The organism is Rugamonas aquatica, assembly GCF_009380215.1.
Classification (GTDB): Bacteria; Pseudomonadota; Gammaproteobacteria; order Burkholderiales; family Burkholderiaceae_D; genus Rugamonas; species Rugamonas aquatica_B.
Window position 1 is genome coordinate 45578 of sequence record NZ_WHUG01000015.1, and the last position, 25399, is coordinate 70976.

Annotated in this window: 11 protein-coding genes; 2 read left to right on the plus strand and 9 right to left on the minus strand. The window is 64.2% G+C overall.

Annotation, left to right across the window (positions count from 1 at the left end):
- Positions 1-19 precede the first annotated feature (19 nt).
- Both GEV02_RS26520 and GEV02_RS26525 read right to left on the minus strand, forming a co-directional pair.
- Positions 20-1378 (minus strand): nucleobase:cation symporter-2 family protein, encoded by a 1359-nt coding sequence (locus GEV02_RS26520; protein ID WP_008447954.1) that lies wholly within the window; start codon positions 1376-1378, stop codon positions 20-22.
- Positions 1379-1558: 180 nt separating this feature from the next.
- Entirely contained in the window at positions 1559-2461 is a 903-nt protein-coding gene (locus GEV02_RS26525) for a LysR family transcriptional regulator (RefSeq protein ID WP_152840906.1), read from the minus strand.
- 116 nt (positions 2462-2577) lie between these two features.
- Here GEV02_RS26525 and GEV02_RS26530 point away from each other — a divergent pair, with 116 nt between their 5' ends.
- A complete protein-coding gene (locus GEV02_RS26530; protein WP_152840907.1) occupies positions 2578-3123 on the plus strand; it encodes a carboxymuconolactone decarboxylase family protein in 546 nt (181 codons plus the stop codon).
- A gap of 25 nt (positions 3124-3148) precedes the next feature.
- The gene (locus GEV02_RS26535) at positions 3149-4756 is read left to right on the plus strand and encodes a 2Fe-2S iron-sulfur cluster-binding protein (protein WP_174999356.1); all 1608 of its coding nucleotides are present in this window, start codon (positions 3149-3151) and stop codon (positions 4754-4756) included.
- 10 nt (positions 4757-4766) lie between these two features.
- Here the strand turns inward: GEV02_RS26535 and GEV02_RS26540 are convergent, their stop codons facing one another.
- From GEV02_RS26540 to GEV02_RS26570, 7 genes are all read right to left on the minus strand, one after another.
- The gene (locus GEV02_RS26540; protein ID WP_152840908.1) at positions 4767-5222 is read right to left on the minus strand and encodes a YbaK/EbsC family protein; all 456 of its coding nucleotides are present in this window, start codon (positions 5220-5222) and stop codon (positions 4767-4769) included.
- Between the two features lie 13 nt (positions 5223-5235).
- Positions 5236-6309, minus strand: coding sequence for a DUF4272 domain-containing protein (locus tag GEV02_RS26545; RefSeq protein WP_152840909.1), 1074 nt, complete (start codon positions 6307-6309; stop codon positions 5236-5238).
- Between the two features lie 17 nt (positions 6310-6326).
- Positions 6327-7058, minus strand: a complete 732-nt coding sequence (locus GEV02_RS26550; RefSeq protein WP_152840910.1) for a hypothetical protein — start codon at positions 7056-7058, stop codon at positions 6327-6329.
- Positions 7059-7065: 7 nt separating this feature from the next.
- Positions 7066-7905, minus strand: coding sequence for an aldo/keto reductase (locus GEV02_RS26555; protein ID WP_152840911.1), 840 nt, complete (start codon positions 7903-7905; stop codon positions 7066-7068).
- A gap of 98 nt (positions 7906-8003) precedes the next feature.
- A complete protein-coding gene (locus tag GEV02_RS26560) occupies positions 8004-8807 on the minus strand; it encodes a hypothetical protein (protein ID WP_152840912.1) in 804 nt (267 codons plus the stop codon).
- Positions 8804-23572 carry a hemagglutinin repeat-containing protein gene (locus GEV02_RS26565; RefSeq protein WP_152840913.1) on the minus strand — a complete coding sequence of 4923 codons (14769 nt, stop codon included), beginning with the start codon at positions 23570-23572 and terminating at the stop codon, positions 8804-8806. The genes GEV02_RS26560 and GEV02_RS26565 overlap by 4 nt, the downstream gene beginning before the upstream one ends.
- Before the next feature lie 42 nt (positions 23573-23614).
- Entirely contained in the window at positions 23615-25312 is a 1698-nt protein-coding gene (locus GEV02_RS26570) for a ShlB/FhaC/HecB family hemolysin secretion/activation protein (protein ID WP_174999358.1), read from the minus strand.
- Positions 25313-25399: the final 87 nt, after the last annotated feature.

Genomic DNA, 25399 nt, shown 5'->3' on the forward strand with positions numbered 1-25399 from the left:
GGTTGATATCGGACGTATTTTAAGCTGCTTCACGCTCCGACGTTAAAAAAGCCTGCGGTACTTCCTCTTCTTCGTCATCGTCGTTCACTTCCAGCGGACGTTCAGGCAGCACCAGATTCAAGACCACCGCGACCAGCGCGCCAACCGTGATGCCCGAGCCGAAGACTTCCTTGACGAAGGCCGGCAGCTTGGACAGCAGCTCCGGCCGCACCGTCACCGCCAGGCCGCAGCCGATCGCCACCGCCATGATGACGCCATTGCGCTTGGTGTGCTCGACATGGCTCAGCAACTGTACGCCGGCCGAGATAATCATCGCGAACATCATCAGCCCCGCTCCGCCCAGCACCGGCTGCGGGATCGTCACGACCACCGCTCCCAATATTGGGAACAGGCCAGCCAGGAACAGCATCGCGCCGGTCAGCGCAACCACGTGGCGGCTGGCGACGCCGGTCAGCGAGACCACGCCAACGTTCTGCGCAAAGGTCGACACCGGAGGGCTGGACATCAGCGCGGCGAAAGCCGAGCCGACGCCGTCGCACAGGATGCCGCGTGCCAGCGTCTTGCCGCGCATCTTGGTGTTGGTGGCGGCGCCCAGCGCCATGAAGGTGCCGGTCGTTTCGACCATCGTCACCAGGTAGGCGATCGCCATGGCGACGATGCCGGCCACCGGGAAGGTCATGCCGTAATGGAGCGGCTGCGGCAGCGCAAACACCGGCGCATTCTGCACCTGCGAGAAGTCGATCATGCCGAGCGATACGCAGACCAGGTAGCCGATGAACATGCCGATCACCACCGCCGCCGCCGACACGATGCCCTTGCCGAATTGGACCAGCATGATGACCGTGACCAGCACAAACGCTGCGATGCCCAGGTTGAGCGGCGAGCCATAGACGGCGCCCGGCGCATGGCCGCCTGCCGCCCAATCCACTGCCACCGGCACCAGCGACAGGCCGATCATCGTCACCACCACGCCGGTGACGGCATGCGGGAACAGCTTGCGGATCTTCGGCATGAAGCAGCTGCCAACGATCATCACCACCGAAGCGGCCAGCGAGGAACCCAGTATCGCCGGGACGCCGTGCTCAAGGCCCACGCTGATGGCCGCGCCGACGAAGGCGAAGCTGGTGCCCATCACGCACGGAAGCCTGATGCCGACGGGGCCTATGCCTTTGCACTGGACCATGGTGACGATGCCGGAACCCAGCAAGGCGGCGTTAATCAGCGTGATGATCTGGTCAGCCGGCAGCTTGAGCGCCGCGCCCACCACCAGCGGCACGGCGATGATGCCGCCCAGGGCGGCAAGCATGTGCTGAGCCGCCAGCAGTACGGTTGTGAATAGGGGTGGCCGATCCTCGACCTGAAATAACAAGTGATTCATAAACGCGTCTCCGTCTGTCTTTTTTTAATGGGCGTTACTTTGCAACTACTACCCACACGGGCTGCCCTTAACCGTGTGTAGAAATGGTGCTTAGCAACGCAACAGCTCGTGACCGACGCGTTTATTGACGACGATATTGCGCCTCGCCGGATACATTGTCAACGAATTTTGTATACAATTTTATCGAGCCAGTGCCTCGTCGCCACGCAGCGTGGTGATGGCCAGGTCCAGGAAGGCGCGCAGCTTGCGGGAGGAGTGACGGCCCTCGTGGTGGACCACACTCACCGGCACCGGGGGCGTTTCGTAGCGGCCCAGGATAGTCTGCAAACGGCCATCGGCCAGATAAGGCGCGGCCATGTAGGACAGCACGCGCGTGACGCCGAAGCCGTCCAGCGCGGCACGCAAGGCGGCGTCGTTGCTGGTGCTGCTCAGGCGTGGATGCACTTTCACCGTCTGCGGCTTGCCGTCACATTCGAAGCGCCAGTCGTTGGTGGCGGTGACAGGATTGGCGGCGATCAGATCATGGCCGACCAGATCCTGCGGCGTGGAAGGCGTGCCGCGCGCGGACAGATATACCGGCGACGCGCACACCACCTGCCTCACCTGCCCCACGCGCACGGCCTGGTAGCTGGAATCGGGCAGCGTGCCGATGCGGATCGCCGCGTCCACGCCCTCGTCCATCATGTTGACGACGCGGTCCAGGAAGCGGCATTCCACATCCGTCTCGGGGTAGCGGCGCAGGTATTCGGTGACGATGGGCGTGACGTACATCGCACCGAACATCACGGATGCCGTAATCACCAGCCGTCCGCGCGGCGCTCCGTGCGAGCCGGCGGCGGAGGTTTCGGTCTCCGCCACGTCGGCCAGGATGCGGCGGCAATCGGCGGCGTAGCGCGCTCCCACTTCGGTCAGCCGCACCACGCGGGTGGTGCGCAGCAGCAGGCGTACGCCCATGCTCTCCTCCAGCTCCGTGACGGCGCGCGTCACCACCGGCGGCGAGATTTTCAGCTTGCGGGCGGCGGCGGCAAATCCACCTTCATCGACGACGGCCACGAAAATCGCCATGGCGGAGAGCTTGTCCATATCATTCCTGATTTAGAAATAGTGCATTGCAAATTCAACGGATTCTCATTATCTCGCTTATCGATGAAACTGCAAGTGTTCGCTGAACAAACAACCCTCAACCAAGGAGAACCACCATGACCCGCATCGCCACCATCGAAAACGCCACCGCCAACGCCGAACAGAAAGCCCTGCTGGACGCCATCCAGGGGCAACTCGGCATGGTGCCCAACTTCCTCAAGGTATTCGCCAACTCGCCGGTCGCGCTGCGCGCCTTCCTCGGTCTGCACGGCGTCGCCAACGGCGGCACGCTGGATGCGCTGACCCGCGAGCGCATCGCGCTGGCACTGGCACAGCAGAACAGCTGCGAATACTGCGTCTCCGCGCACACCGCCATCGGCCGCAAGACCGGCTTGAGCGGCGACGAGATGACCGCCGCCCGCAACGGCACCAGCGAGGACGCACAAGCCGCCGTGGCGGTAAAGTTCGCGCAAAGCCTGATGGAGAAAAAGGGCGAGATCAGCGCCATCGAACTGGCCGAAGTGCGCAGCGCTGGCTACAGCGAGTCGGACATCGTGGAGATCATCACCCACGTCGGCATGAACTTCCTGACCAACATCCTGGGCAAGGCCAGTCGCGTGGAGATCGACTTCCCGAAAGTCGACCTGAAAATCGCAGCCTGATTTCATTCTGATCGAGGAGCACATCATGGGACGCGCCTATTCCGATATCACCTTCACGCCGACGGTACGCGAAGTTCAAACCGGCATGGGAAGCCGTGGCCAGTATGCCTTCCTCGATCAGATGGAAAACCGCCAGGACAGCCTGGGACGCAGGGAGGCCGCCTTCGTCGAACGGATGGATCACTTCTTCCAGGCGACCGTCGGCGAGACCGGCTGGCCCTACGTGCAGCATCGCGGCGGGCCGCAGGGTTTCCTGCGCGTGCTCGACGCGAAGACGCTGGGCTTTGCGGACTTCAGCGGAAACGTACAGTACCTCAGCGTGGGCAACCTGAAAACGGACGACCGCATTTCGCTGATACTGGTCGACTACGCCGAGCAGGTGCGGTTGAAGATCATCGGCCGCGCACGCACCGTGGAAGCTGCCAACGATCCGGCGCTGATCGAGCAGTTGCGCATGCCGGGCTACAGCGCCCGCATCGAACGCGCCTTCATCATCACGGTGGAAGGCTATGACTGGAACTGCCCGCAGCACATCACGCCCCGCTACACGGAGCAGGAAGTCGCCGAGCTGACGGCGCCGCTGCACGCGCAGCTCAAACGTCTGAAAGAGCAGATCGCCAAGCTGGCGCCGGCCGCCTCGCAGCCGGCTGCGCCCGCGCAGGCGGAACGGCTTGGCGCCGGGCCGCTGGCATTGACCATCAGCGGCGTGCGCCAACTGACACCGCGCGTGCGGTCCTATGAGCTGCGCAGCGCAGATGGCAAGCCTCTGCCGCCGACAAAGGCTGGCGCGCACATCGACATGCCCGTGACGCTGCCCGGCGGCGCGATCGGCACGCGCCGCTATTCAATCGCCTCCGATCCCGGCATGGCGAACAGCTATGAAATCGCCGTCCTGCGCGAAGACGGCGGCAGTGGCGGATCGCAAGCCATCCATGCGGAATACAGGCTCGGAATGACGCTGCATTGCGCCATGCCGGGCAACGACTTCGCGCTCTCGCAAGGCGCCCTGCCCGCGCTGCTGATCGCCGGCGGCATCGGCATCACACCGTTGAAAGCGATGGCGCATGCGCTGTCGGAACAAGGCCGCGCCTTCGTCCTGCATTACGCGGTGCGCTCACGCGCCGAGGCGCCCTTCCTCGATGAGCTGGCGGCGGCGTTCGGGGAGCGGCTGGCAATCTACGCAGCCGACGAGAACAAACGCATGGATATCGAAGGTCTGCTCGCCAACGCCGGGCGCGACACGGAGATCTACACCTGCGGGCCGGAACGGCTGATCGCCGCAGTGCAGACTGCCGCCCGCGATGCCGGCATCGCCAACGACCGCGTGCGGTTCGAACGATTTGCCAGCAACACCGCGCGCAGCAGCGACCGGACTATCGCGGTAACGCTACGCCGCAGCGGAAAAGTGATAGAGGTTGCGGCAGACAGCAGCATCCTGGATGCCGTACAGGCAGCAGGCGTGGCCGCGCCAGCCTCCTGCCGCATCGGCAACTGCAGCGCCTGCGCGGTCGATGTACTGGCCGGGGTTCCCGACCATCGCGATGACGCGCTCACGCCGGAGCAGCACGCGCAAGGCCGGATGTGCATCTGCGTCTCGCGTGCTGAAGGTGCGGCGTTGACGCTCGACCTTTAACGGTCAGCGGTCAGCAAACATCCACCCACTGCGCTTGCGTGACTGATGCCAGCATGTCCGGCGACATCCTCACCACGCTGTTGACCGAGCCCGCGGCTGGCAGCACCTCGTCGAAATTACGCAACGACGCATCGACATACACCGGCAGCGCCTGCGCCAGCCCGAAAGGACAGACACCGCCGACCGGATGGCCCGTGGTTTCGGCGACTTCTTCGGGCGGCAGCATCTTGCCCTTGCCGAAAGCCTCGCGGAATTTTCGGTTGTCGATACGGGCAACGCCGCTGGCGACCAGCAGGATCACGCGGCCATCGCGAACGCGGAAGGCCAGGGTCTTGGCGATGCGGCCTGGCTCGACGCCATGCGCCTCGGCCGCCAGCGCCACCGTGGCGGTGCTGACCTCCAGCTCTACGATAGGAAGATCGAGATCCCGGGCGAGGAAAAACTCACGAACGGATTGAAGGCTCATAGGTGTTTGCAGGTCAGGTTGGCGTGTCGACTTCGTCCCAGTCGCGGTCTTCGAAATGCACCAGCCAGTTCAAGGCGTGGTGGCGCTCTTGCAGCACGCCGTCGTTCAGTCCTGCGGGCGCAGCGGCTTTCTTCAAAATCGCCTGGCGCGTGGCCCAGTGCTGGCGGTAGTGCAGGTCCAGCGCATCAAGGATCTCCGCCGCAGGGCGCATGGCCAGCTGCTTGCGCAAGCCCTCGGTGCCGCGTTCGATGACGGTGCGCGAGATCGCGGCCACGTCGCAGATCGCATCGGCGAATGGCAGCGCGTCCTGCAGGCCGAGTACCCATTGCAGCACGAGGATGGCTTCATAACGCCACAGGTACTGGGTGGTCTCCTGCTCCGTTGGCGCTTCCTGCGCGAGGAAGGCCCGCTCGGCATCGGTCAAGCCTGCGAAAGCTGGCGGAAAGCGTTTTTTCAGATCGTCGACGGCAATGGCGTGGCCGCCCGACAGCGACTCCGCGCGGATCGCGACCACGAACAACGCCAGCATCCTGCGCAGCACATCTTCCGGGGTGCGCAAGCGCAGCTCCGGTTCGGAGACCAGCGGTGGCAGCGTCGCCGGCACTACGACCTTGCGCTCGGCAAGCAGCTGCTCCGAGCGCGCCTTGCGCTGCCAAGCCTGCTGCGGATATGGCACGACGGCTTTCGGCTCGCCGCCGTCACCGCTTGCCGGCAGCAGGATGCGCCCTTGCGGATCACGCATACTGCCATCCTCCATGAACACGATGGCGTTTGCAGCCTCCGCCCAGGCGGTGAAGCCGTCCATCGCGCCGGCCTCGATGGACAGGCTGACATGCTGGCGCACCCGCTGCACATGGCGGATGACGTGATACCGGACCTGCGTCATCTTCCCCGCGCCAGCCTGCGCCAGGTGATTCATCAAGCCGTTGAGATGCGGCCGCAGTTCGGGATCGGACAAATCGCGCCGCGCCTGCATTACATGCGGGAAGCCGGGCTTGGGCACCTCGGCGACCGTGCAATAGGCGTTGATCAGGATATGGTTGCTGGTGTCCGGGGACAAAAACAGCTGCTTGATTCGATTGAACATAACTTGTACCTGGAGCCTTACATGGACGCCGTCGAGAACTCGTACTCGATCAGCGATTCGTCATCCCAGCTGGTGTCGGCCACCGGCGGAGAAAACACATTCTTGTACTTGGGGATAAACGGCAGCGGCATGCGGCGGTCGCCGGAGACCAACGTTACGCCGGTCGCATTCAACGGCGCCTGATAGCGTAGCTGGATGCTCTTGATGTGGCAAGCGCCGCCAGCCAGCGCCAGGCCGTTACGAATCAGGAAAGGGATATCTTCCCGATTGACGGCCCAGCCGATCTCGCACTCCATGCGCAGATCGCCCAGCCGGCGCGCATTCGCTGGCACGCCAGGAGTGTGGATGTCGCCGCGCCAACGCACTACGCTCTTCTTCTTGTTCGTGACCAGATCCGCCTTGTCATCGATGGCCGCCTGAATGCGCGGCAGGACGAAGGTTCCATCCGCCGCGACCGGAACGTTTTCCGACGTATTGTCGCCCGCGATGCGCAGCGTGACGCCTTCCACCGAAGCTCCCGGCGTGGCGGAGACCAGTTTGAATTTCATCGGTGCGGCTGGCGCGTACTTGCGGTTCGCCTCGAATGCGTCCACGCCTTTCAGCATCACCTTGTAGGATTTGAGTTCGGGGTTCTTCACGCCGCCCACTTCCACCACTTGCGGTGCGTCGGCATCGGCATCGGGAACTTCCTGGGACCAGGCGCCGGCACTGGCCAGCAGCAGGCTTAAACAAAGCAGCTTATGTTTCATAGATCCTTTAACGCATGTCCAGCGCGCGGCGCCGACGTGGGGGTGGGAATGCATGATCCAATGAGGCCAGATCCTGCGGTGAGAGTTTGATGTCGGCCGCGGCGCGGTTGGCGCGCACGTGAACCGGGTCGGTGGCTTTGGGGATGGCGATCACGCCGTCCTGGTGCAGCACCCTGGCCAACGCGATCTGCGCCGGCGTTACGCCGTGGGCATGGGCGACGGCGTGCAGACCAGGATTATCCAGCAACGCGGCCTGTTCACGGCCGCTCGATTCCAGCGGCGAGTAGGCCATCACCGGCATGCCTTGCTGGCGGCACCATGGTAGCAGATCGAATTCGATGCCGCGTTTGATGAGGTTATACAGCACCTGGTCTGTGGCGACGGCGCCGCAATCGACGGCGTCCTGCATGCCTTCGAGATCGAAGTTGCTTACGCCGTAGTCCTTGATTTTACCGGCCTTCTTGAGTGCTTCGAAACCGTCGAAGGTTTCATCGAGCGAGAAGCAGCCGGGCCAGTGCAGCAGATAGAGGTCGATGCAATCGACCTTCAGGCGGCGCAAGCTGCGTTCGCAGGCGGCCTGCGTGCCTTCGAGGTTGGCGTTGTGCGGATAGACCTTGCTGACGAGGTAGACCTCGTCGCGGCGGCCGGCAATGGCTTCGCCGACCACTTCCTCTGCGCCGCCGTCGCCGTACATTTCGGCGGTATCGATCAGGGTCATGCCGAGATCAAGGCCCAGTTGCAGGGCGCGGACTTCATCGCGCTTGCGTGCGGCCTCCTCGCCCATATTCCACGTGCCCTGCCCCAGCACCGGCACGGACGCTCCCGAAGGGAAGTTCACAGTTTTCATCGCGGGGCCCGCCGTTAAAAAACGTATGGTAGCCCCAACGGTGCTTTTTTTGCAAACGCGGCTGGGTCGTCGGGTGTTTTGTGCTCCAGTTGAGATGGTCAGGGCAACGCTTCAATCTTTACCGACTCGACCATGTGGCGCAATGTCGCCTTCATCTGTTCATGCGCTTTGGGGCTCTGCAAAGACTTCTGATTGGCGCCAAGTTGGATGCTCATTGAGTAACCGGTATCTCCGATTGGCATTACCCAACTTTGGAACCAGCCTCCGGTACCGCCGGGCGGCGCCGGCAGCAATGCATCTTCGTCATTGGCCAGTAGCCACCAGTCATTACCTTCGACATGTTGCATGGACCAGCGGCCCCGAGGATTGTATGTGCTCCATTGCGCGCGCCACCTGTCGATATCACGCTTATGCATACGAACTATTAATGTATGCCCGCTCTCATACCATGATTGAAAACAGGTTGACTGAAGGCCAACCTCCACCTCCTCCTCTTCGCCTGTTCTCTTTTCCACGCCATTCACGACTTTATACAGCGGCTGCATAGCTTTAACGCTGCGAAAGTAACTACTGAGATCGAGGGGTGTCATTCCCTCAAAGCGTTGCCATGTCTTTCCACCTTCTTCGAAAATGTCGCGAATTTTATAAATCGATCCTTCGTAGCTGGCCCCCTTGGGCACTTGGGTGACGCCATGATATCTGCACCCCCCATCCACCGGGCCATCATATGTCACCCTATATCGATCCATGAACTTGAAGGTATATGTGTTATAGAAACTCGACAGCGGTACATCCAGCGCGCCGGGTGTCAAATAGCGATGGTCGTTGCTTTGGATCGCTTGCTTAATTCCACAGCCGTTCAGGGCCAATGTCGCAATCAACCCAGTCGCTATTTTTTTCATTTTTTCTGCTCTTTCTTATTTTCGTCCACGCTGCTTGTAACCCTCTTGCCGTCGACAAATCGGATCAGCGTTGCATTGCCAGTAGCCGTTCCTTTAGGCCCATCGGACAACGGGGCTTCCACCTGCACACACCCCGATGCCCCGCTACCATAACAGCTATGCATACTATTGCTGCTCTTATAGACCTGCCAAAGATCTGCCAGCCCCCAGTTCCCGGGATTCGCGCCGGCAAAGATAGAGGTAGCGACCGGATCGTTCGGGAAGTAATTGAAGGTGACGCTATTTTCTATCCTCTTAGGCCCTTGAATTTTCGATGCAGCCTCAAAGTACCCCACCACACCAGCTGCGCCACCGACACCACGTACGGTCAACTTAGGATTGATATAGAAATTACCTGCTGCATCTGGTCGCGCCCCCAAAATAGTGAATGCGCTCTCTTGCAGCAGCGTGCCCCGACTGTGCCCAAGCGAATTGGTCGGCTGGGCTCCCCTACTGGCCAGCAACGCAGCATATTCTTCTGCACCATTGGTGTATCCAAGGAAATTCGCCGTTTTATAATCCAAGGAACTAATCAGTTTTTCATATCCAACCGCCATCAATTCTGACAATGAATTATTGGCCTCATTCACGTGCAGCAAGAAGATCGTCTTCGGTTTATTTCCTTCCGGGTTAGTAGCAGTCTTGTCGATATTTTCTGCGTTCTGGTACGCAAGCTGCGCAGCCCGTTCGGCGTTATTAAAAATACCATTGATAGCCAATACCGTATTAACATCGGTTGCACTCTGCAAAGCGTCCTTCGTCGTCGGCACTTTGGTAATGCCATTCGGATTATTCACGCACGAGGCCTCCTGGCACTCTACCTTGTACAAGGTCGGCTTCTCCACCATTCGCGAGCGATATGCTTCGTCCGTCAACGCCGTAACGTTCTTGATGGTCTCCTGCTTAATGGCTTGATCCGTCTCGACCGTTTTCTTCATGCTCTGCACATCCTGCATCTCGGCAGCTACATGGGCGTGGGCCGTGTCGCGGTTCAGACTGGCTACGGCCTCTTCGGCGGTCTTGCCAGTTAGTTGCTTTTGCAGCGTTTCATCGCTGATCGTCACTGCACCGGCACTGACCGCGCTTCGGGTCTGTCCTGCCGAACTGCCATCATCGCTGGTGCTGCCCAATGCATTGGTCAAAACACCTTTGGCGATGCCATACTTACCGGTCTGAAGCATATCGCTGCTCAGGCTGAATCCGCTGCTGGACGCCGACGCGTTGGAATGGTTGGCCAGATCGCTCGCACTCAGGGCCGCAGTGCGCAAGGAGTTTACTCCGTCGGCTATGGCTTTGTCCGAACTCGACACCACGCCGCCGGTCAATTTCGTCTTGCCGTCCACATCCAGTTGGAAGCCGCCATCGCCAGCCTTGATGCCGCTTTGCTCCAGCACAGACAGGAAGTCGCCATTCGCGTGAGACTTGCTCATGCTGCCACTCACAGTGCTGGTGCCGACGCAGAACGGCGGAATACACAGGCTGACGTTGAGCCCTGAACTACTTTGCTTGCTATCGAACTTGCTGCTGTCCTGAAGACTCTCGATGTTCAGATTGCCACCGATATCTGCCACCACCGTCTGCGCCGCGATCACGCCGCCTTTGAGCGTGGTGTCGCCACCGCTATTGACGTTGACCTTGCTGCCAGCCGTTACGTGACTATTGGTGTAGCCGATATCATCACCGTCGGCCTTGCCGCGTGCCTGGCTCACCGCCAGATCCACCGTGAAACCGGTCGATGCGCCGATATTGAAGCCGACGCCGATGCTGGCGCCACTGGAACTGTTGGTGGTGTGTTGGCTCGCAGTGTCCTTCGCCGCCAGCAGGTTCACCTGGTTATCCGCCGACAGGCTGACATCCTTGCCGGCCTTGATGTCACTGCCGATTGCCATCAAGTTGCTATCCTTGCCGGCACCGCTCGCATTGATGCTGACGCTGCCGCCAGCAGAGACCTTTGAACCGACCGCTGTCTCGCTGGCGCGTACCACCGTGCTATCGCTCTTCTGGTTGCCCAAGCTGATGCTGACGTGGATGCCAGCCGTCTCGATGCTCGTGATACCCTCGGCAGCGTTGTACGCAGAGTACACGCTACCTGCCGCGTTCACCGCCGCCAGCGCTTGCATACGGCCGTCATTGGTGGTCTGCGCTGCGCTAATCATACGTCCTGCACTCTTCAACGAATCCACCATCGGCATGCTGACCGTGCCGCCGATGGCGGTCTTGCTGTACGTCGTGTGATCGCTGCTGTTGCTACTGTTCATGGCCGCATTGATCAGCACGTCCTTGGCGTCGATGCTGATATCGCCCTTCGGCACCGTCACTTCGCTCGACGTTTGCGTGTACTGCTCACCCGCCTTCAAGGTCACGTTGCCGCCAAGGCTGGCGATCTGGCTGCCCACCTGCGTCACGCTGAAACTGGTGCCGTCGCTCGCGTTCTTCACAGTGCCGATGGCCGGCTGGAACGTCGTGCCGATCGAGCCGGACTTCTTACTGCTGCTCGACGACGCGCCATCGCTGCTGTTCTCTGCGCTGACGATGCTCAGGTCACGCTTGGCGTCGATGACGATGTCGTGGTCGGCCACCACCGTGCTGCCCTTGATGGCGGTGTCGCGCCCGCTGCTGGCGCTGACGCTGCCACCGCTCAGCACGCTCCCCACCTGCGTCACCGTATCGCTGTTGCCGGCCTTGGCCTGCTCGCTCTTGCTATAGCCGAGCGCGCCGGAGGCGACATTGAACGAGAAGCCGCTGCGCTGATGCTGTTCGCTATGCTTTTCGCTGTCGCTCTGCTGCGCGCTGGAGACCAGCAGGTCGCGGCCTGCGTCCAAGGTCAACGCCTGCGTCGCGCTCAGCTGGCTGCCGTTGACGACGATATCGTTGCCGGACTTGACCACGACCGAATCGCCGCTGATGCCGCTGCCCACCACCTTGTCGATCTTGCTGTAGTCGGCCGACGTGTTGCTGCTCTTCTTGAACATGCTGCTGGATTCGTCGTGGTGCGCCAGGTCGCTCAGGTGGGTTTCCTGCACCTGGGTGATGCTGACGTCGCCGCTGGCCACCAGTTGCACCTTGCCGCCGCCGGACAGATTGCTGCCGGCGATCGCCAGCGAGCCCAGTCCACTGTCGCCCGCCTTGACGGTCAGGCTGCCGCCGGCCGCCACCGAAGCGCCGACCACGTTCTGCTCTTGGCGGACTTCCTTGTCGTAGTGCTTGCTGCTTGGGTCATTCTGCTTGCTGAGGTTGAACTCGTTGACGACAGCCGCCACGCTGACGTCGCGCCCCGCCACCAGCGTGCCATTGCCGGTGGCGCCTATCGCCACCTGGGTTCCGCTCAGCTTGATGTCCTGGCCGGCCACCATTTTCAGGTCACCGCTGCTGGCGACCTGGCCGACCTTGTACGTCGTGCTGCTGTCTTTTTCCGTGAAGCCGGACACTTGCGATGCGTAGGTGCTGCCGGTTTGCAGCGCATTAAAGCTGATGTCGCGCGCCGCACCGATGCCGACGCTGGCGCCCGCTATCGTGCCGCCGGTGTCGGTGACATCGCGCCCTGCCTTGATCGCCAGCGCGCCGCTGGCCGTGATGCTGGCCTGATTGGACAAGGTCGTGTAGCTGCCGCGGGTGTTGGAGCTCGCATACTCCTGCTTGACGGTCAGCGATTGGTTGATGACATCGCGTCCCGCCGACAAGTCCATCGCGCCGCCCTTGATGGCGCCGCCCTGGTTGACGATATCCTGGCCCGCCACCAGCACCGTGCGGCCGTTGGCGCCGTCGATCAGGCCGCCACGGTTGACGATGCTGTCGCTGGTTTTGATGCTCACGCCATCGCCCGTCACCAATGCGCCGTTGGCCTTGACGGCATCGCCGCCGGCGTGCGCCAGATAGACCTTGGGCACCAGCACGTTTTCCACCGTGCCGTCCGGCAGGCTGACGGTTTGCGTTTCCATCCACACGATGTCGCTGGTCAGGTGGCTGATCTGGTCGGCGCTCAGCGCGATGCCGGGACGCAGGTCGTATTGCTGCGCGAAGCTGATGCCGCTGGTCATCAGCTCCTTGTAGCGGCTGTCGTCGCTCTGGCCGCCGGTCGGCGCGCGGCCGGTCAGTTGGTTCAGCTGGTCGCGCACCATGCGTTGCTCATAAAAACCGTCGCCGAGACGTTTTTGCGTGACGGCCGGATCGGTGTCGAGCGCTTTCAGCAGGTAATCGCTGCTGATCCAGTCGCCGTGATTGGCGAATTGCGGGCGGGTTTCAAACACATAGCTGCCGTTGGCGTTCGGGTTCAACAGCGACAGGCCGTTCGGCGCCACCTTGACCACCGCGCCGCTGGCGGCGGCGTTCTGCGCCAGGCTGGCGCCATGGCCGCTGTTGACGTCGCCCAGCGCCTTGCCGCTGGCGCCGCTGCCCTTGGCCGGGCCGCTGGTCGCCGCCGTGCTGGCCTTGCCGCTGGCGTTGATGTTGTCGATGTCGCGTGCGCCGTTGTAGGCGCCGCTGCCGCTCGTATCCAGACGGGTATGGGCTTGGTTGCCGAGGCCGCTGCCGGCCGCCAGCCCGGCGTCCGTCGCCTGGTTGGACAATCCGCTGTCGCCAGCCTGCGCGCCCAAGGCCGCATTGTTGCCGACGCCGCTGCCACCGGCTTGCGCGCCGTGCGCCGCCTGGTTGGCGATGCCGCTGCCGCCCACCATGCCGGCGCCGCCGGCGTTGTTGCCGATGCCGCTGCCGCCCACATGGCCGCCGGCACTGCCGCCGCTGGCGCCGTTGCCGGTCGCATGGCTGGCGGCGTTGGCGCTGTTGTTGCCGGTCGGGAGCACAACCACGCTGTCGCGGATATTGCCTGCCGTGCCAGCCGTCACGTCGACGTTGCTGAAGCTGCGGCCGGTGATCGACACGCCCTTGCCGCCGGAAATCACACCGGCTGCGGAACCGATGATCTCGGTTTGCGACGGCATGGTGTAGGCCACGACTTGGCCGTCGTCGGTTTTCCAGGTGCCGTCGAAGGTATGGGAGCGGTACAGCGTCGCGCCCTGGTTGCTGATGGCGGCGCCGCCATCGATGGCGAGCCCGCCGGTGGCCATGATCTGGCCGTACTGGTTGTTCAGCGCCTGGCCGACGGTCAGGTGCATATTGCCGCCGGAAAGGATCTGCGCCACGGCGCCGGAGCCCGGAGCGATCTGGTCTTCCTCAGCCGTGTGATGCGCTATCCGCGATTGTTCCAGCTTGCCGGACTGCGGCGCCACAGCACGCGCCGTGACGCGGATGATGGTCGAGGTTGGATCGTTGTACTGGGGCTGGGTCTCGAACAGCACGCAATTGGTCGAGCAGTTGCCGTACTGGCTGGAATACGCGATCGGCGCGCTATGCCAGCTATTGACGGCGCCAAGATAGAGGAAGTTCGGCGTATCGGTCGACCCGCCCTGGTCCGGATTCACCTGGTTGTCACGGCGAACCATGTAGTACAGCTCGCGCGTTCCGTCGGTCATCGTAATACGAAGGCGCTCCCCTTGCGCGCTATAGGCGCCTGAGGCGGCCCAGAAGAACGCGGAGTCGTTGGCATGCGTACGGATGACCGCGCGGCCATAGGCATTTCCGTCGGGAGCGAACATGATCTGATTTTCCAGAACATCGTCCGGGTTGACGTAATAGAGCTCGCTTGGAACGTAATTGCTCGAATTGGGGTCGTAGTTATTGTGGTTGTCACCGTGGTGGTACCAGCTTGGCATCGACATCTGCTTGGTCTCGTCCACCGTCTGCACCTTGACCAGCGTGACGTTCTCGCGGATGTTGTTGACGCTACCTGCGTTCAACGACAAATCGCCGGCCGCCTCAATAGTCGACGACATATTGTTGACCACGCCAGCCGTGCCGCCGGCAAGCGCGCCGGCGATGCTCAGGCCGCCACCGCTGTAGATGCTGGCGCCGCCGGTGTTGTTGACCGTGCCGGCCACGCCCAGCGCCATCGAACCGGTCGAGCCGAGCAAGGTGCTGGCGCCGGTGTTGTTCAGGTTCTGCGCTTCCAGCGTCAGCTTGCCGCCGACGATGGCATTGCTGTTGTCGATGATGCCGCCGCTCTTCAGGTCCACCGTCGCCGTGCCGTTGATCTGGCCGGCGTTGCCGAGGTTGCCCGCCGCGTTGACCGCCACGCCCTGCCCCTGCATGACCGCGCCCGCGTTGTTGCTGACGTTGTTGCCGCTCAGCGTCAGCTTGCCAACCGCTTCGAAGGTGGCGTTGTTGACGATATTGCCCGTCACCGTCAGGCTCAGGTCACGGTTCGAATGGAACTGCTGGGTGCCGCTGCCTTGCGTGTAATCGCCGTCCATGGTCAGCGCGAGGTCGCGGCCGCCTTGCAGCTCGCCGTTACCCTGCATGACGTGGGTGATCACGGCCAGGTCGCGGCCGGTGGTGATGTGGCCGGCCTCGTTGCTCAGCTGCTGAGCGGTCAGGCTCAGGTCGCCGTCAGAACCGGCTGCGGTGCCGATGCGGCCGCCGTTGTTGTTGATCTGGTTGGCGACGATGACCGCATTGCCGCCCGAGACGATCAGGCCGCTGTTATTCAGGTTGGCGCCGGCCTGGTTGAAGGTCAGCGTGCCGGCGCTGTTGACCGTGCCCTGGTTGTCCAGCAACTGCGTCACTTGCAAGGTCATGTCCTTGCCGGAGGCGAGCACGCCGGTGGCGGAATTTTGCAGCGTGACAGCGCTCAACAGCAGATTGCCGCCGCCGGCGATCACACCGGCATTGGTCACGCCGGTCGTGCTGGTGACGCTGGTGGCGCCGCTGCCGACGTTGACGATGCGGCCGTTGCCGTTGTCGATGGACTTGGCCTTCAGCGTCAATGCGGCGGTGGCGCCGGCTACTTCGATGGCGCCGCCGTTGTTGGTCAGCGCGCCGGTGGCGTTGACCTGCATGTCCTTGACGGACTGGATCGTGCCCTGCACGTTGTCCAAAGCCCCGGCGATGGTCAGCGTGGCTTTGCCGTCGGCCAGGATCTGCCCTTGCGCATTGCTCAGGCTGTTGGCGGTCAGCGTCAGGTCGGCGCCGCTGCCCTTGGCGGTGGCGATCTGGCCCTTATTGTTGTTGATGGCCTTGGCGACGATGGTCGTGACACCGCCGGCAACGATCTGGCCGTCGTTGTTCAGATTGGCGCCGGCCTGCTGGAAGGTCAGCTTGCCGCTGCTGGTGATGGCCGCATGGTTATCGACTTGCTGGTCCACCGCCAGCAGCAGATCCTTGGCCGAGCCGATGGCGCCGCCGGTATTGTTCTTCAGCGTGTGCGCGGTCAGGTTGAGGTTGCCGTTGGACGCGATCAGGCCGCTGTTGACCATGTCGCTGGCGATCAGAATATTCGTATCGCCGCTGCCGACGTTGACGATGCGGCCGCCGCTGCTGTCGAAGGTGGCCGCCGTCAGGTCCAGCGTGCCCACGGCGCCGTCGGCTTCTATCGTGCCGCCCGCATTGCCCAGCGCGCCGCCTGCGCCCAGCTTCAGGCTTTGGCCGGCCTGCAAGGTGCCGAGCGCGTTGTCCAGGCCGGCGTCGCTGCTCAGTGTGGTATTGCCGCTGGCGATAATCTTGCCGCCGCGATTGCTGATGCTCTGGCTGGTGACGCTGATGTCGGCGCCGGATGCGCTGGAGGTGGCGATCTGGCCGCCATCGTTGTTGAAGCTGGCCGCGCTGAAGGTGGCCGCGCCGCCGGCGATCATCTGGCCGCTGTTACGGAAATCGGCGCCGGATTGCGTAAAGTTCAGCGTGCCGGCGCTGCTGACCGTGCCCTGGCTTTGCATTTGCTGCGTCACCGCCAGTTCCAGGTTGCCGCCTGCCGCCAGCGTACCGCCGGCATTGTTTTGCGCCGTGAGCGCCGACAGCCACAGGTTGCCGTTACCGGCGATCACGCCGCTGCTGACGATGCTGCTCTGGCTGCCAATGGTGGTATTGCCGCTGCCGACGTTGACCATGCGGCCCGAGGTGTTGTCGATGGACTGGCCCTGCACCGCCAGCGTGCTGCCGGCCGACAAGGCTTCGATCACGCCGCCCGCATTGCCCAGCGCGCCGCCCGCGCTCACCTGCATGGCGCGGCCCGCTTGCAGCGTGCCGCGGGCATTGTCCAGCCCGCCGTACACATTGACGCCGGCATTGCCGCTGGCGAGTACGCTGCCGCCGCGATTGCTCATGCTCTGGCTGTCCAGGCGGATATCGGCGCCGGAATTGCTCAGCGTGGCGATCTGGCCGCCGTCGTTATTCAAGTTGCCGGCGCCGATGGCGATGCCGCCGGCCGCCGTGATGGTGCCGCTGTTGCTGACCTGCGCCGTGGTCTGCAGGGAATCCAGCGTGCCGCCGCTGTTGATGGCGCCCCGATTGTCCAGCAGCTGCGACAAGGACAGCGTCATCGCGCGGGCGGACGAGACCGTGCCGCTGTTTTGCAGGCTCTGCGCGCTCAAGTCCAGCGCGCCGTTGCCGGCGATGGTGCCGCTGCTGCTGATGCCGCCTTGCGCGACGATGGTGGTCGCCGCCGTGCCGACGTTGACGATACGGCCGCTGCCGTTGGCGATCGAACCGGCCTGCACCTGCATGGTGCTGCCGGACGCCAGCGCTTCGATCACGCCGGCGTTGTTGCTCAGCGCACCCGCCGCGTTCAGATGCAGATCCTGGCCCGCCTGCAGGGTACCCTGGGCATTGTCCAGCGCGCCGCCGACGTTAAAGGTGGCGTCGCCACTGGCTTGCACGCGGCCGCCATGGTTGCTCAGGCTCTGGCTGCTGACCATCACGCCCGCGCCGGAGTTCGGCAGGGTCGCGATCAGGCCGCCGTCATTGTTCAAGCTGCCGGCCATGATGGTCGCCTGGCCGGCCGCGGCGATCTGGCCGCTGTTGTTGACCACCGCCGTGGCCTGGTTGAAGGTCAGCGTGCCGCCGCTATTGATGGCGCCCAGGTTGTCCAGCTGCTGCGCCACGCCCAGCCCCATGCGCTGCGCGGACGACACGGTAGCGCCCGCCGCGTTGCGCAAGGAACCCGCCGACAGGTCGAGAGTGCCATTGCCCGCGATCAAGCCACTGTTGCTGACCAGCCCCTGGGCGCCGACCGTGGCCGCGCCCGTCCCGACGTTGACCAGGCGGCCGGCGCTGTTGTCGATCGAACCGGCTTGCAGCGTCAGGCTGCTGACGGCCGTGGCCGCTTCGATCACGCCGCTCGTATTGTTGAGGGCGCCAACCGCAGTCAGTGTCAGGTCGTGCTGTGCCTGGATCGTGCCGTGCGCGTTGTTGACGGCGCCTGCCACGGCCAGCGTCGCATTGCCGCTGGCCAGTACGTTGCCGCCCTGATTGCTCATGCTCACGCTGTCGATGGCGATGCCGGCGCCGCTGTCTTTCAGCGTGGCGATCTGGCCGCCGTCATTGTTCAGTACGCCTGCGGCGATATGGGTCTGCCCCGCCGCGACGATCTGGCTGCTGTTGTTGAGCACGGCGGTGGTCTTGCTGAATTCCAGCGTGCCGCCGCTGGTGATCGTGCCCTGGTTGTCCAGACGCTGCGTCACCGCCACGTCCATTGCAAGCCCGGACGACACCTTGCCCGCCGCCTGGTTTTGCAGGCTGCCGGCCACCAGGTCCAGGCTGCCGTTGCCGGCGATCAGCCCGCTGTTGACGATGGCGTCCTGCGCCGACACCGCCGCCGCCGCATTGCCGACGTTGACGATGCGCCCGGCGCTGTTGTCGATGGAGCCGGCCTGCACACGCAAGGCGCTGCCGGCGCTGATCGCTTCGATGACGCCGCTGTTATTGTTCAGCGCCGCGCCTGCAGCGAATTGCAAGTCCTGCCTGGCCTGGATGGAACCGTGCGTATTGTCCGCCGCGTAGGCGACGCCGACCGTGGCGTTGCGGTCGGACTGGATCACGCCGGCGCGGTTGCTCAGACTCTGCGCGTTGAGCGCAACGTCGGCGCCGGAGCCGCGCACGGTGGCCAATTGGCCGCCGTCATTGTTGAAAGCGCCCGCATTGACGGTCGCCGTGCTGCCGCTGACGATGCTGCCGCTGTTGCGCACAGCCACCGTGGTCTGCGTGAAGTCCAGCTTGCCCGTGCTGCTGATCGCGCCCAGATTGTCCAGCTGCTGAGTCACGCCCAGCGCCAGGTTCTTGCCTGCCGAGATGGTCGCGGCAGCGTTGTTCTGCAAGGTTTTTGCCGCGACCGTCAGATCGCCATTGCCGGCGATCAGGCCGCCGTTCAGTATCGCGCCCTGGGCGCTGACGCTGCTGGCGCCGCTGCCCACGTTGACGATGCGGCCATCGGTGTTGTCGATGGAACCGGCTTGCACCTTCAGCGCGCTGGTGGCGCCAACCGCCTCCATCACACCCTTGGTATTGTTCAGCGCCGCACCCACAGTAGCCTGCAAATCCTTGCCGGCCTGGATGCCGCCCTGCGTGTTGTTCAATGCACCGCCGACGGCCAGCGTGGCGTTGCGGTCGGCAACGATGGCGCCGCCCTGGTTGCTGGCGCTGTTCGCAGTAATGTTCACGTCGGACTGCGATTGCTTGACCGTCGAGATCTGCCCCTTGTCATTGTTCAGCACGCCTGCGGCCAGGTTGATGCCGCCGCCTGCGACGATCTGCGCGTCATTGTTGACCACGGCCGTGGTCAGGCCAAAGTTCAGCAAGCCCTTGCTGCTGACGGTACCATGGTTGTCCAGCAGGTCGCGTACCGACATGCCCAGGCCGGCGCCGGCCAGGATGCTGGCGCCGCTGGCGTTGCTGACCGTGGCGGCGCTCATGTCCAGCTTGTCGCTGGCGGCGATGCGGCCGCCGTTCCAGATGTAGCTCATGCTGCTGACGCTGGCGCCGAGGCTGCCGGCGCCGACGATGCTGCCGCCGGTGTTATCGATGCCGTTGGCCTGGACCGTCAGCCGGCCGTCCGCGCCCAGCGCTTCGAGTGCGCCGCTGCTGTTGTTGAGCGCGCCATCGGCCTTCAGCGACAGGCTCTGTGCGCCCTGCACTACGCCTTCACGATTGTCCACCTCACCGGCGACCTGCACATTGGCGCTGCCGGCGGCAAGAATGCCGCCATAGCGGTTGGACAGGTATAGGCTTTGGATAGAGATGTTCCTGCCGCCGGCCTTGGTGGTGGCGATCTGGCCGTGGTAATTGACCATGTTGCCGGCCTTGATGACCAGGTCGCCATCGGCGGTGATAGTGCCGGTGTTGCCGACGCTGCTGGTCGTCTTGCTGAAGACCAGCGAGGCGCCGCTCTGTATCGCGCCATCGTTCTGCAGCAACTGCTCGACCGCCAGCGTCATGTCCTTGCCCGAAGTGAGCGCGCCGGATAGTCCGTTGTGCAGGGTGTGGGACGTTACCTTGACATCGCCGTTGCCCGCGATCAGGCCGCTATTCTGCAGGTCCGCATCCGCCGTGATGACGGTGTCGCCGGTGCCGACGTTGGCGATGCGGCCGCCCGCATTGACAATGGCGCCCGCATTGAGCTGCATGCGGCCGGTGCTGCCGATGGCCTCGATCACGCCGGCACTGTTGTCCAGCGCGCCCTTGGCGGAGATGGCCAGGTCGCGGCTGGACTGTATCAGGCCCTTGCCATTGTTGAGCGCGCCGTCCAGCTGCACGTCGACGGCGCCGCTGGCGACCAGATTGCCGTTGTGGTTGTCGAGCGCATTGCCGTGCAGGCTGATATTGCCGCCGGAACCCTGGGTGGTGGCGATCTGGCCCGCATTGGCGACGTTGTGCGCCAGCACGTTGATGTCGCCCGCTGCGAACATCTGGCCGGTATTGCGCATGTCGGCCTTGGCGGTGCCCAGGTCCAGCGTGCCGGCGCTGCTTATCAGGCCGGCGTTGTCGAGCTGCTGGGTCACGGCCAGGTTGAGCGGGCCGCCGCTGGACATCGTACCGCTGTTGCTGACGGTGGCGGCTGTCACGGCGAGCTTGCCGTTGCCTGCGATCAGTCCATCGCTGACGATGGCGCCTGAGGCCGCTACCGTGCTGTCGCCGCTGCCGGCGTTGACGATGCGGCCGCCCTGGTTCTGGATCGCGCCGGTGTCGAGGTTGAGTTTGCTGTTGGCGCTGACCGCTTCAATCACGCCGCCCTGGTTGAGCAGCGTCTGCGCGGCGTTGACGGCGGCGTCGCGCTGACCGTGGATCAGGCCTTTGCTGTTGTCGAGGTCGCCTTGCGAGGCGGAGATGCCAATGTCGCGGTCGGCCAGCAGGCTGCCGCCACGGTTGCTGATATCGGCCGCGCTGAGCGCCAGACTGGCGCCGGACGCGGCTGCGGTGCCGATCTGGCCGCCGTCGTTTGCGGCGTGCAGCACGGCGATGTGGATGTCGCCGCCGGCCGCCATCTGGCCGGCGTTGTTCAGCGTTGCACCGCTCTCGTCGAAGTTGAGCTTGGCGCCGCTGGTGATGCTGCCCTGGTTGTCCAGCTGCTTGCTGACCGCCAGCGCGATGCTGCCCGCTGCCTGGACGGTGCCGCCGCTTTGGTTCTGCATGGTCTGCGCGGCGACGCTCAAGGCGCCGTTCGCGCCGATCACGCCGGTGTTCAACAGTTTGCCCGCCGCGCCGACTTCGCTGGCGCCGTTGCCAGTGTTGACGATGCGGCCTTTGGTGTTGTCGATCTCGCCTGCGCGCACTTGCAGGGCGGCGGCGACGCCTATCGCTTCGATGGCGCCGGATTCATTGTCCAGCTTGCCGCTGGCGTTGAGCGCCAGGCCGGTGACGGCCTGGATCTGGCCGCTGTGGTTGTCTACCGCTCCGCTGGCGGTGATCGCCGCGCGCGCGCCGGAGACCAGCTTGCCGTCACGGTTGACGATGGCGCCGCTGTCCAGCAGCAGGTCGCCACCGGCCGACATCGAGCCGCTGCCGTTGTCCATGTTTTGCACCTGGATGTCGACGTTGCTGCCGGCGACCAGCTTGCCGGAGTGGTTGTCGAGGCTGGTGCCGTGGATGCTGGCGCCGCGCTGCACGTTCAGCTGTCCGGCGCGGTTGTTGAACGTACCGCCGTTGACCGTCAGCGACGACAGGTTCATCTGGCTGCCAATGTTATCCAGCGCAGCGACCGACAGTGCGATGCCGCCGCCGGACAGGATCTGGCCGCCGTCATTGTTGATCGCGCCAGCCACACGCACGAAGCCCGGTGCGATGGGCGCTGGTGGCGTAACACCTGTGCTGGCGCCGCCCGCGTCGGAGCCGGTGCCGCCGTTGTTGCCGTTGTTGCCGTTGCCGCCATTGCCAACATTGCCACCTGCATTGCCCGTGCCGGCGCCACCATCGGCGCCAGTCCCAGTCCCGGTGCCCGCGCCAGCGTTACCCGCGCCATCCGCCCCCGCAGACGCAGGCGCCGCGCCGACCTGTCCACCGCCCGCGTTGTGCAGGCTGGCCGCCGCCACATCCAGCGTAACGCCCCCGCTTTGCAGCAACTTGCCCGATTGATTGTTCACGCCGCCGGCAACGCTGCTCAGCGCCAGACTCTGCGCCTGGATAACGCCGTGGCTGTTGTCCACATCGCCCTGCATGGCCAACACAGCGCGGCCCGAACTGCTGATCAGATTGCTGTTACTCAGCGTATCAGCCGTCAGCTGCAAGCCGCCCGTGCCACTGATCGTGCCGCTGTTCGACACCGCCGCAGCCGTGCTCAGCTTCAGCGCGCCACCGGCGGACATGCCGCCACTATTGGCCACACCATCCTTAGCCTTGGCCGACAACGCCAGGCTGGCCGCCAGACTGCCGGTGTTCTCCAACCGCCCCTCGCTGGTGACGACCAGATCGCCAGCCGCCGCACCGATGGCGCCGGCGTTGCGCACGCCCACGCCAGCCTCGGTGCCAATCAGCGTGATCTTGTTCGCGTACATGCCGCCCAGCAGCGACGCGTCGATGCCGTAACGCGGCGCCTCGCCGCTGCCGGCCACCGGCGCGGCCGTATTGCCCGCCGGCGCGCCATCGGCCGCCAGCGTGATGTCGTTGACGCCGGTCGTCACCTCCAGCTGCTGCGCCCACAGGCCTGCGTTGAGTTGCACCGAACGCGCGATCAACGCCGTGTAGTCGGTCTGGCGCGCATCCATGCCGGCGCCCTCGATGCTTATCATGCCGCCACGTACCGCGTAACCGCGCAGCGCACCATCGGCCTCGCCCAGCAAGGGCTTGCCGGTAGTCAGCGTCGCACGGCTGACGTTGATGAAGCCCGCGCCATCGACCACGATGCCGGCCGGATTAGCGATCACCATCTCCGCCCGCGAACCGGCGATTTCCATATAGCCGCGCAACTGGCTAGGATCTTTGGAATTGACTTCGTTCAGGATCACGCGCGCGGTGCCCTGCGCCATCCACGGATTGGCGTCGATCCAGCCGCCCAGCTGGCTTTGCACCGCCGTACGCGAGTTGTTCAGCACGACGCCGGTCTTGGGCACGTCGAAGCGGCTGTAGACGTTGCGCGATACGCCCGCCGCACTCGGCGTCTGCGCGTTGACCTGCAACACGCCATTAGCCGCATTCAACACCGTCGCTTGCTGGCGGCCCGCAGCGTTCGGGTCCGCAATGATCTGCGCCGAGGCCAGGCCGGCCAACAGCACCGAACCGCCGAACGCCCCCAGCATCGCTAGCGCCAGACTGCGCAAGCGCGTCGCCAACCCGCCTTGCCATTCGCTCATCGCAGCGCTGCCCGCAGGACCGGCCTGCCCCGCTCCCTTGGCCTGGCTGCGGGCGCCTTCCTGCACCACCATGCAGAGGCCACGGGCTTTGTTGAAGACGATACGGTAGCAGAGCTTGTTCATTGCGATTCCTTCCGCCGGCGGGGTTGGGGCCGGCGTAAATAATTAATACTGATAATTGAGACTGAAACCGCCGGCGTTTGGGGCGGTGCGGAAATGCTCGGGCTTGCGTAGCGGCCGCCCGATGAAGAGATCGATCTGAGTCCGGCCGAGCTGGCCGCGCCAGCCCACCGCGCCGCCGGCCAGGCTGGTGCCGGCCAGCGTGGCGGCATGCGCGCCCGATACCTGGCCGTAATCCAGGCCCAGGTACAGCTGCATGCTGTCGTTGACGGACCAGCTGACGTCGTTGCGCAGCAGCCAGCCTCGCTCGGCTGACAGGCTGGCCTCGCCGTCGAAGCCGCGCACGGTGTAGCGGCCGCCGATGGCAAAGCGGTCCTGCGGGATCAGCGTCGAGCGGTTCCACTGGGCGCGCACATTGCCCTGGTACTGCAGCTTGGATGCGCCCAGCGTGAACGGCAGCGTCAGCGTGGCGTCGGCATTGATGACGGTCGGCCGCGACGTGCCGTCGTCGAACTCCTCCTCCGGCGCCGGCAAGGTGCCGAACAGATGGGAGCCGCGCTTGTACAGCAGGTTGGCGTCCAGCGTGGCGGCGCCGATGAATTCCTTGTGCGTCAGGCCCAGCTCGTAGCCGCCCATCTGGCGGCGCTGCACCTGCACTTCGGTGTCGTCGATGAAGTTGTTGCTGCGGCGCTGATACAGGCGCAGCGCCGCCGTGGTCTTGCGGGCGGCGTTGCGGTACAGCACGCGCGCAACCTTGAGGTCGACGTTGCCGCTGGTGCCGCTGTAGACGTAGGTCTGGTTGGCGCCGGCGATGGCCTGGTAGTAGCGGTAGCGGCTGGCGTTCAGCGAGAACAGCCAATACCCGGCCGGCATCGAATAATGCAGCGCGTAGTTGCGGGTGCCGTGGTCGCGGCCGCGCGCACTCAGGTCGCGGTTGACGCTGAAGTAAGCCAGCTCCTGCCAGCCCAGCAGATTGTCCAGCGAGACGGTGGCGCCGCCCTGGTATTTGCCGGTGGAGTCGCTGCCGCTGTCGTCGGCGGACAGGCTCAGGCGCACCGGCAACGCCTGGCGCCACTTGAACAGCAAGTCGCTTTCGCCGGGCTGTTCTCCAGGTACGATTTCGATATCGGCTTCGGCCGTTGGCACGCGCTTGAAGTTTTCCAGCGCCTGTTCGATGTCGCGCAGATTGAGGATGTCGCCCGGCCTGGCCGGCAGCGCGGTGCGCCACGAGGCGCGCTCATTGCTGGCGCCGTCGGCCGCCTCGGCGAAACGGATGGCGCGGACGCGGCCCGGCACCAGCACCAGGTTGAGCTCACCGCCGCGCAGGTCTTGCGGCGCGGCCAGCACGCGCGTGGTGACGTAGCCGGCGGCGATCAGTGCGTTCTGCACCTTGCCGAGGACGGCGTTGACACCGGCGCTGCCCAGGCACAGACCGGCGGCGTCGGCCACCGCGTCCAGCGCCCATGCGAACTGCGCCGACTGCTCGCCCTGCAAGGCGATGTGGCGTATCGGGAAGCATGGGGTTTCGTCGAGCGGATAGACGGCGGCGGCCTTGACCGGCTCGCGCGGCAGACGCACGGCGGGCCGCTGCTCCTCGGCCTGCTCGTTCTGTGCCCGCTCCCTCTGCTGCTGACGCTGGATTTGCTGCGCTGCGATGTCGGCCTGGCTCTGGCCGTATGCGTTGTGGTTGACTAGGCCGTACAGCAAAATCATGCCGTACAGCCGACTGCTTGCTTGCTGCATTTGTTGCCCTGCGGAAATTCAATAGTTGTGAATTATATCTATTGAATTTCCATGCGGCAACGAATTTATTCTAAAATTTATAACTTT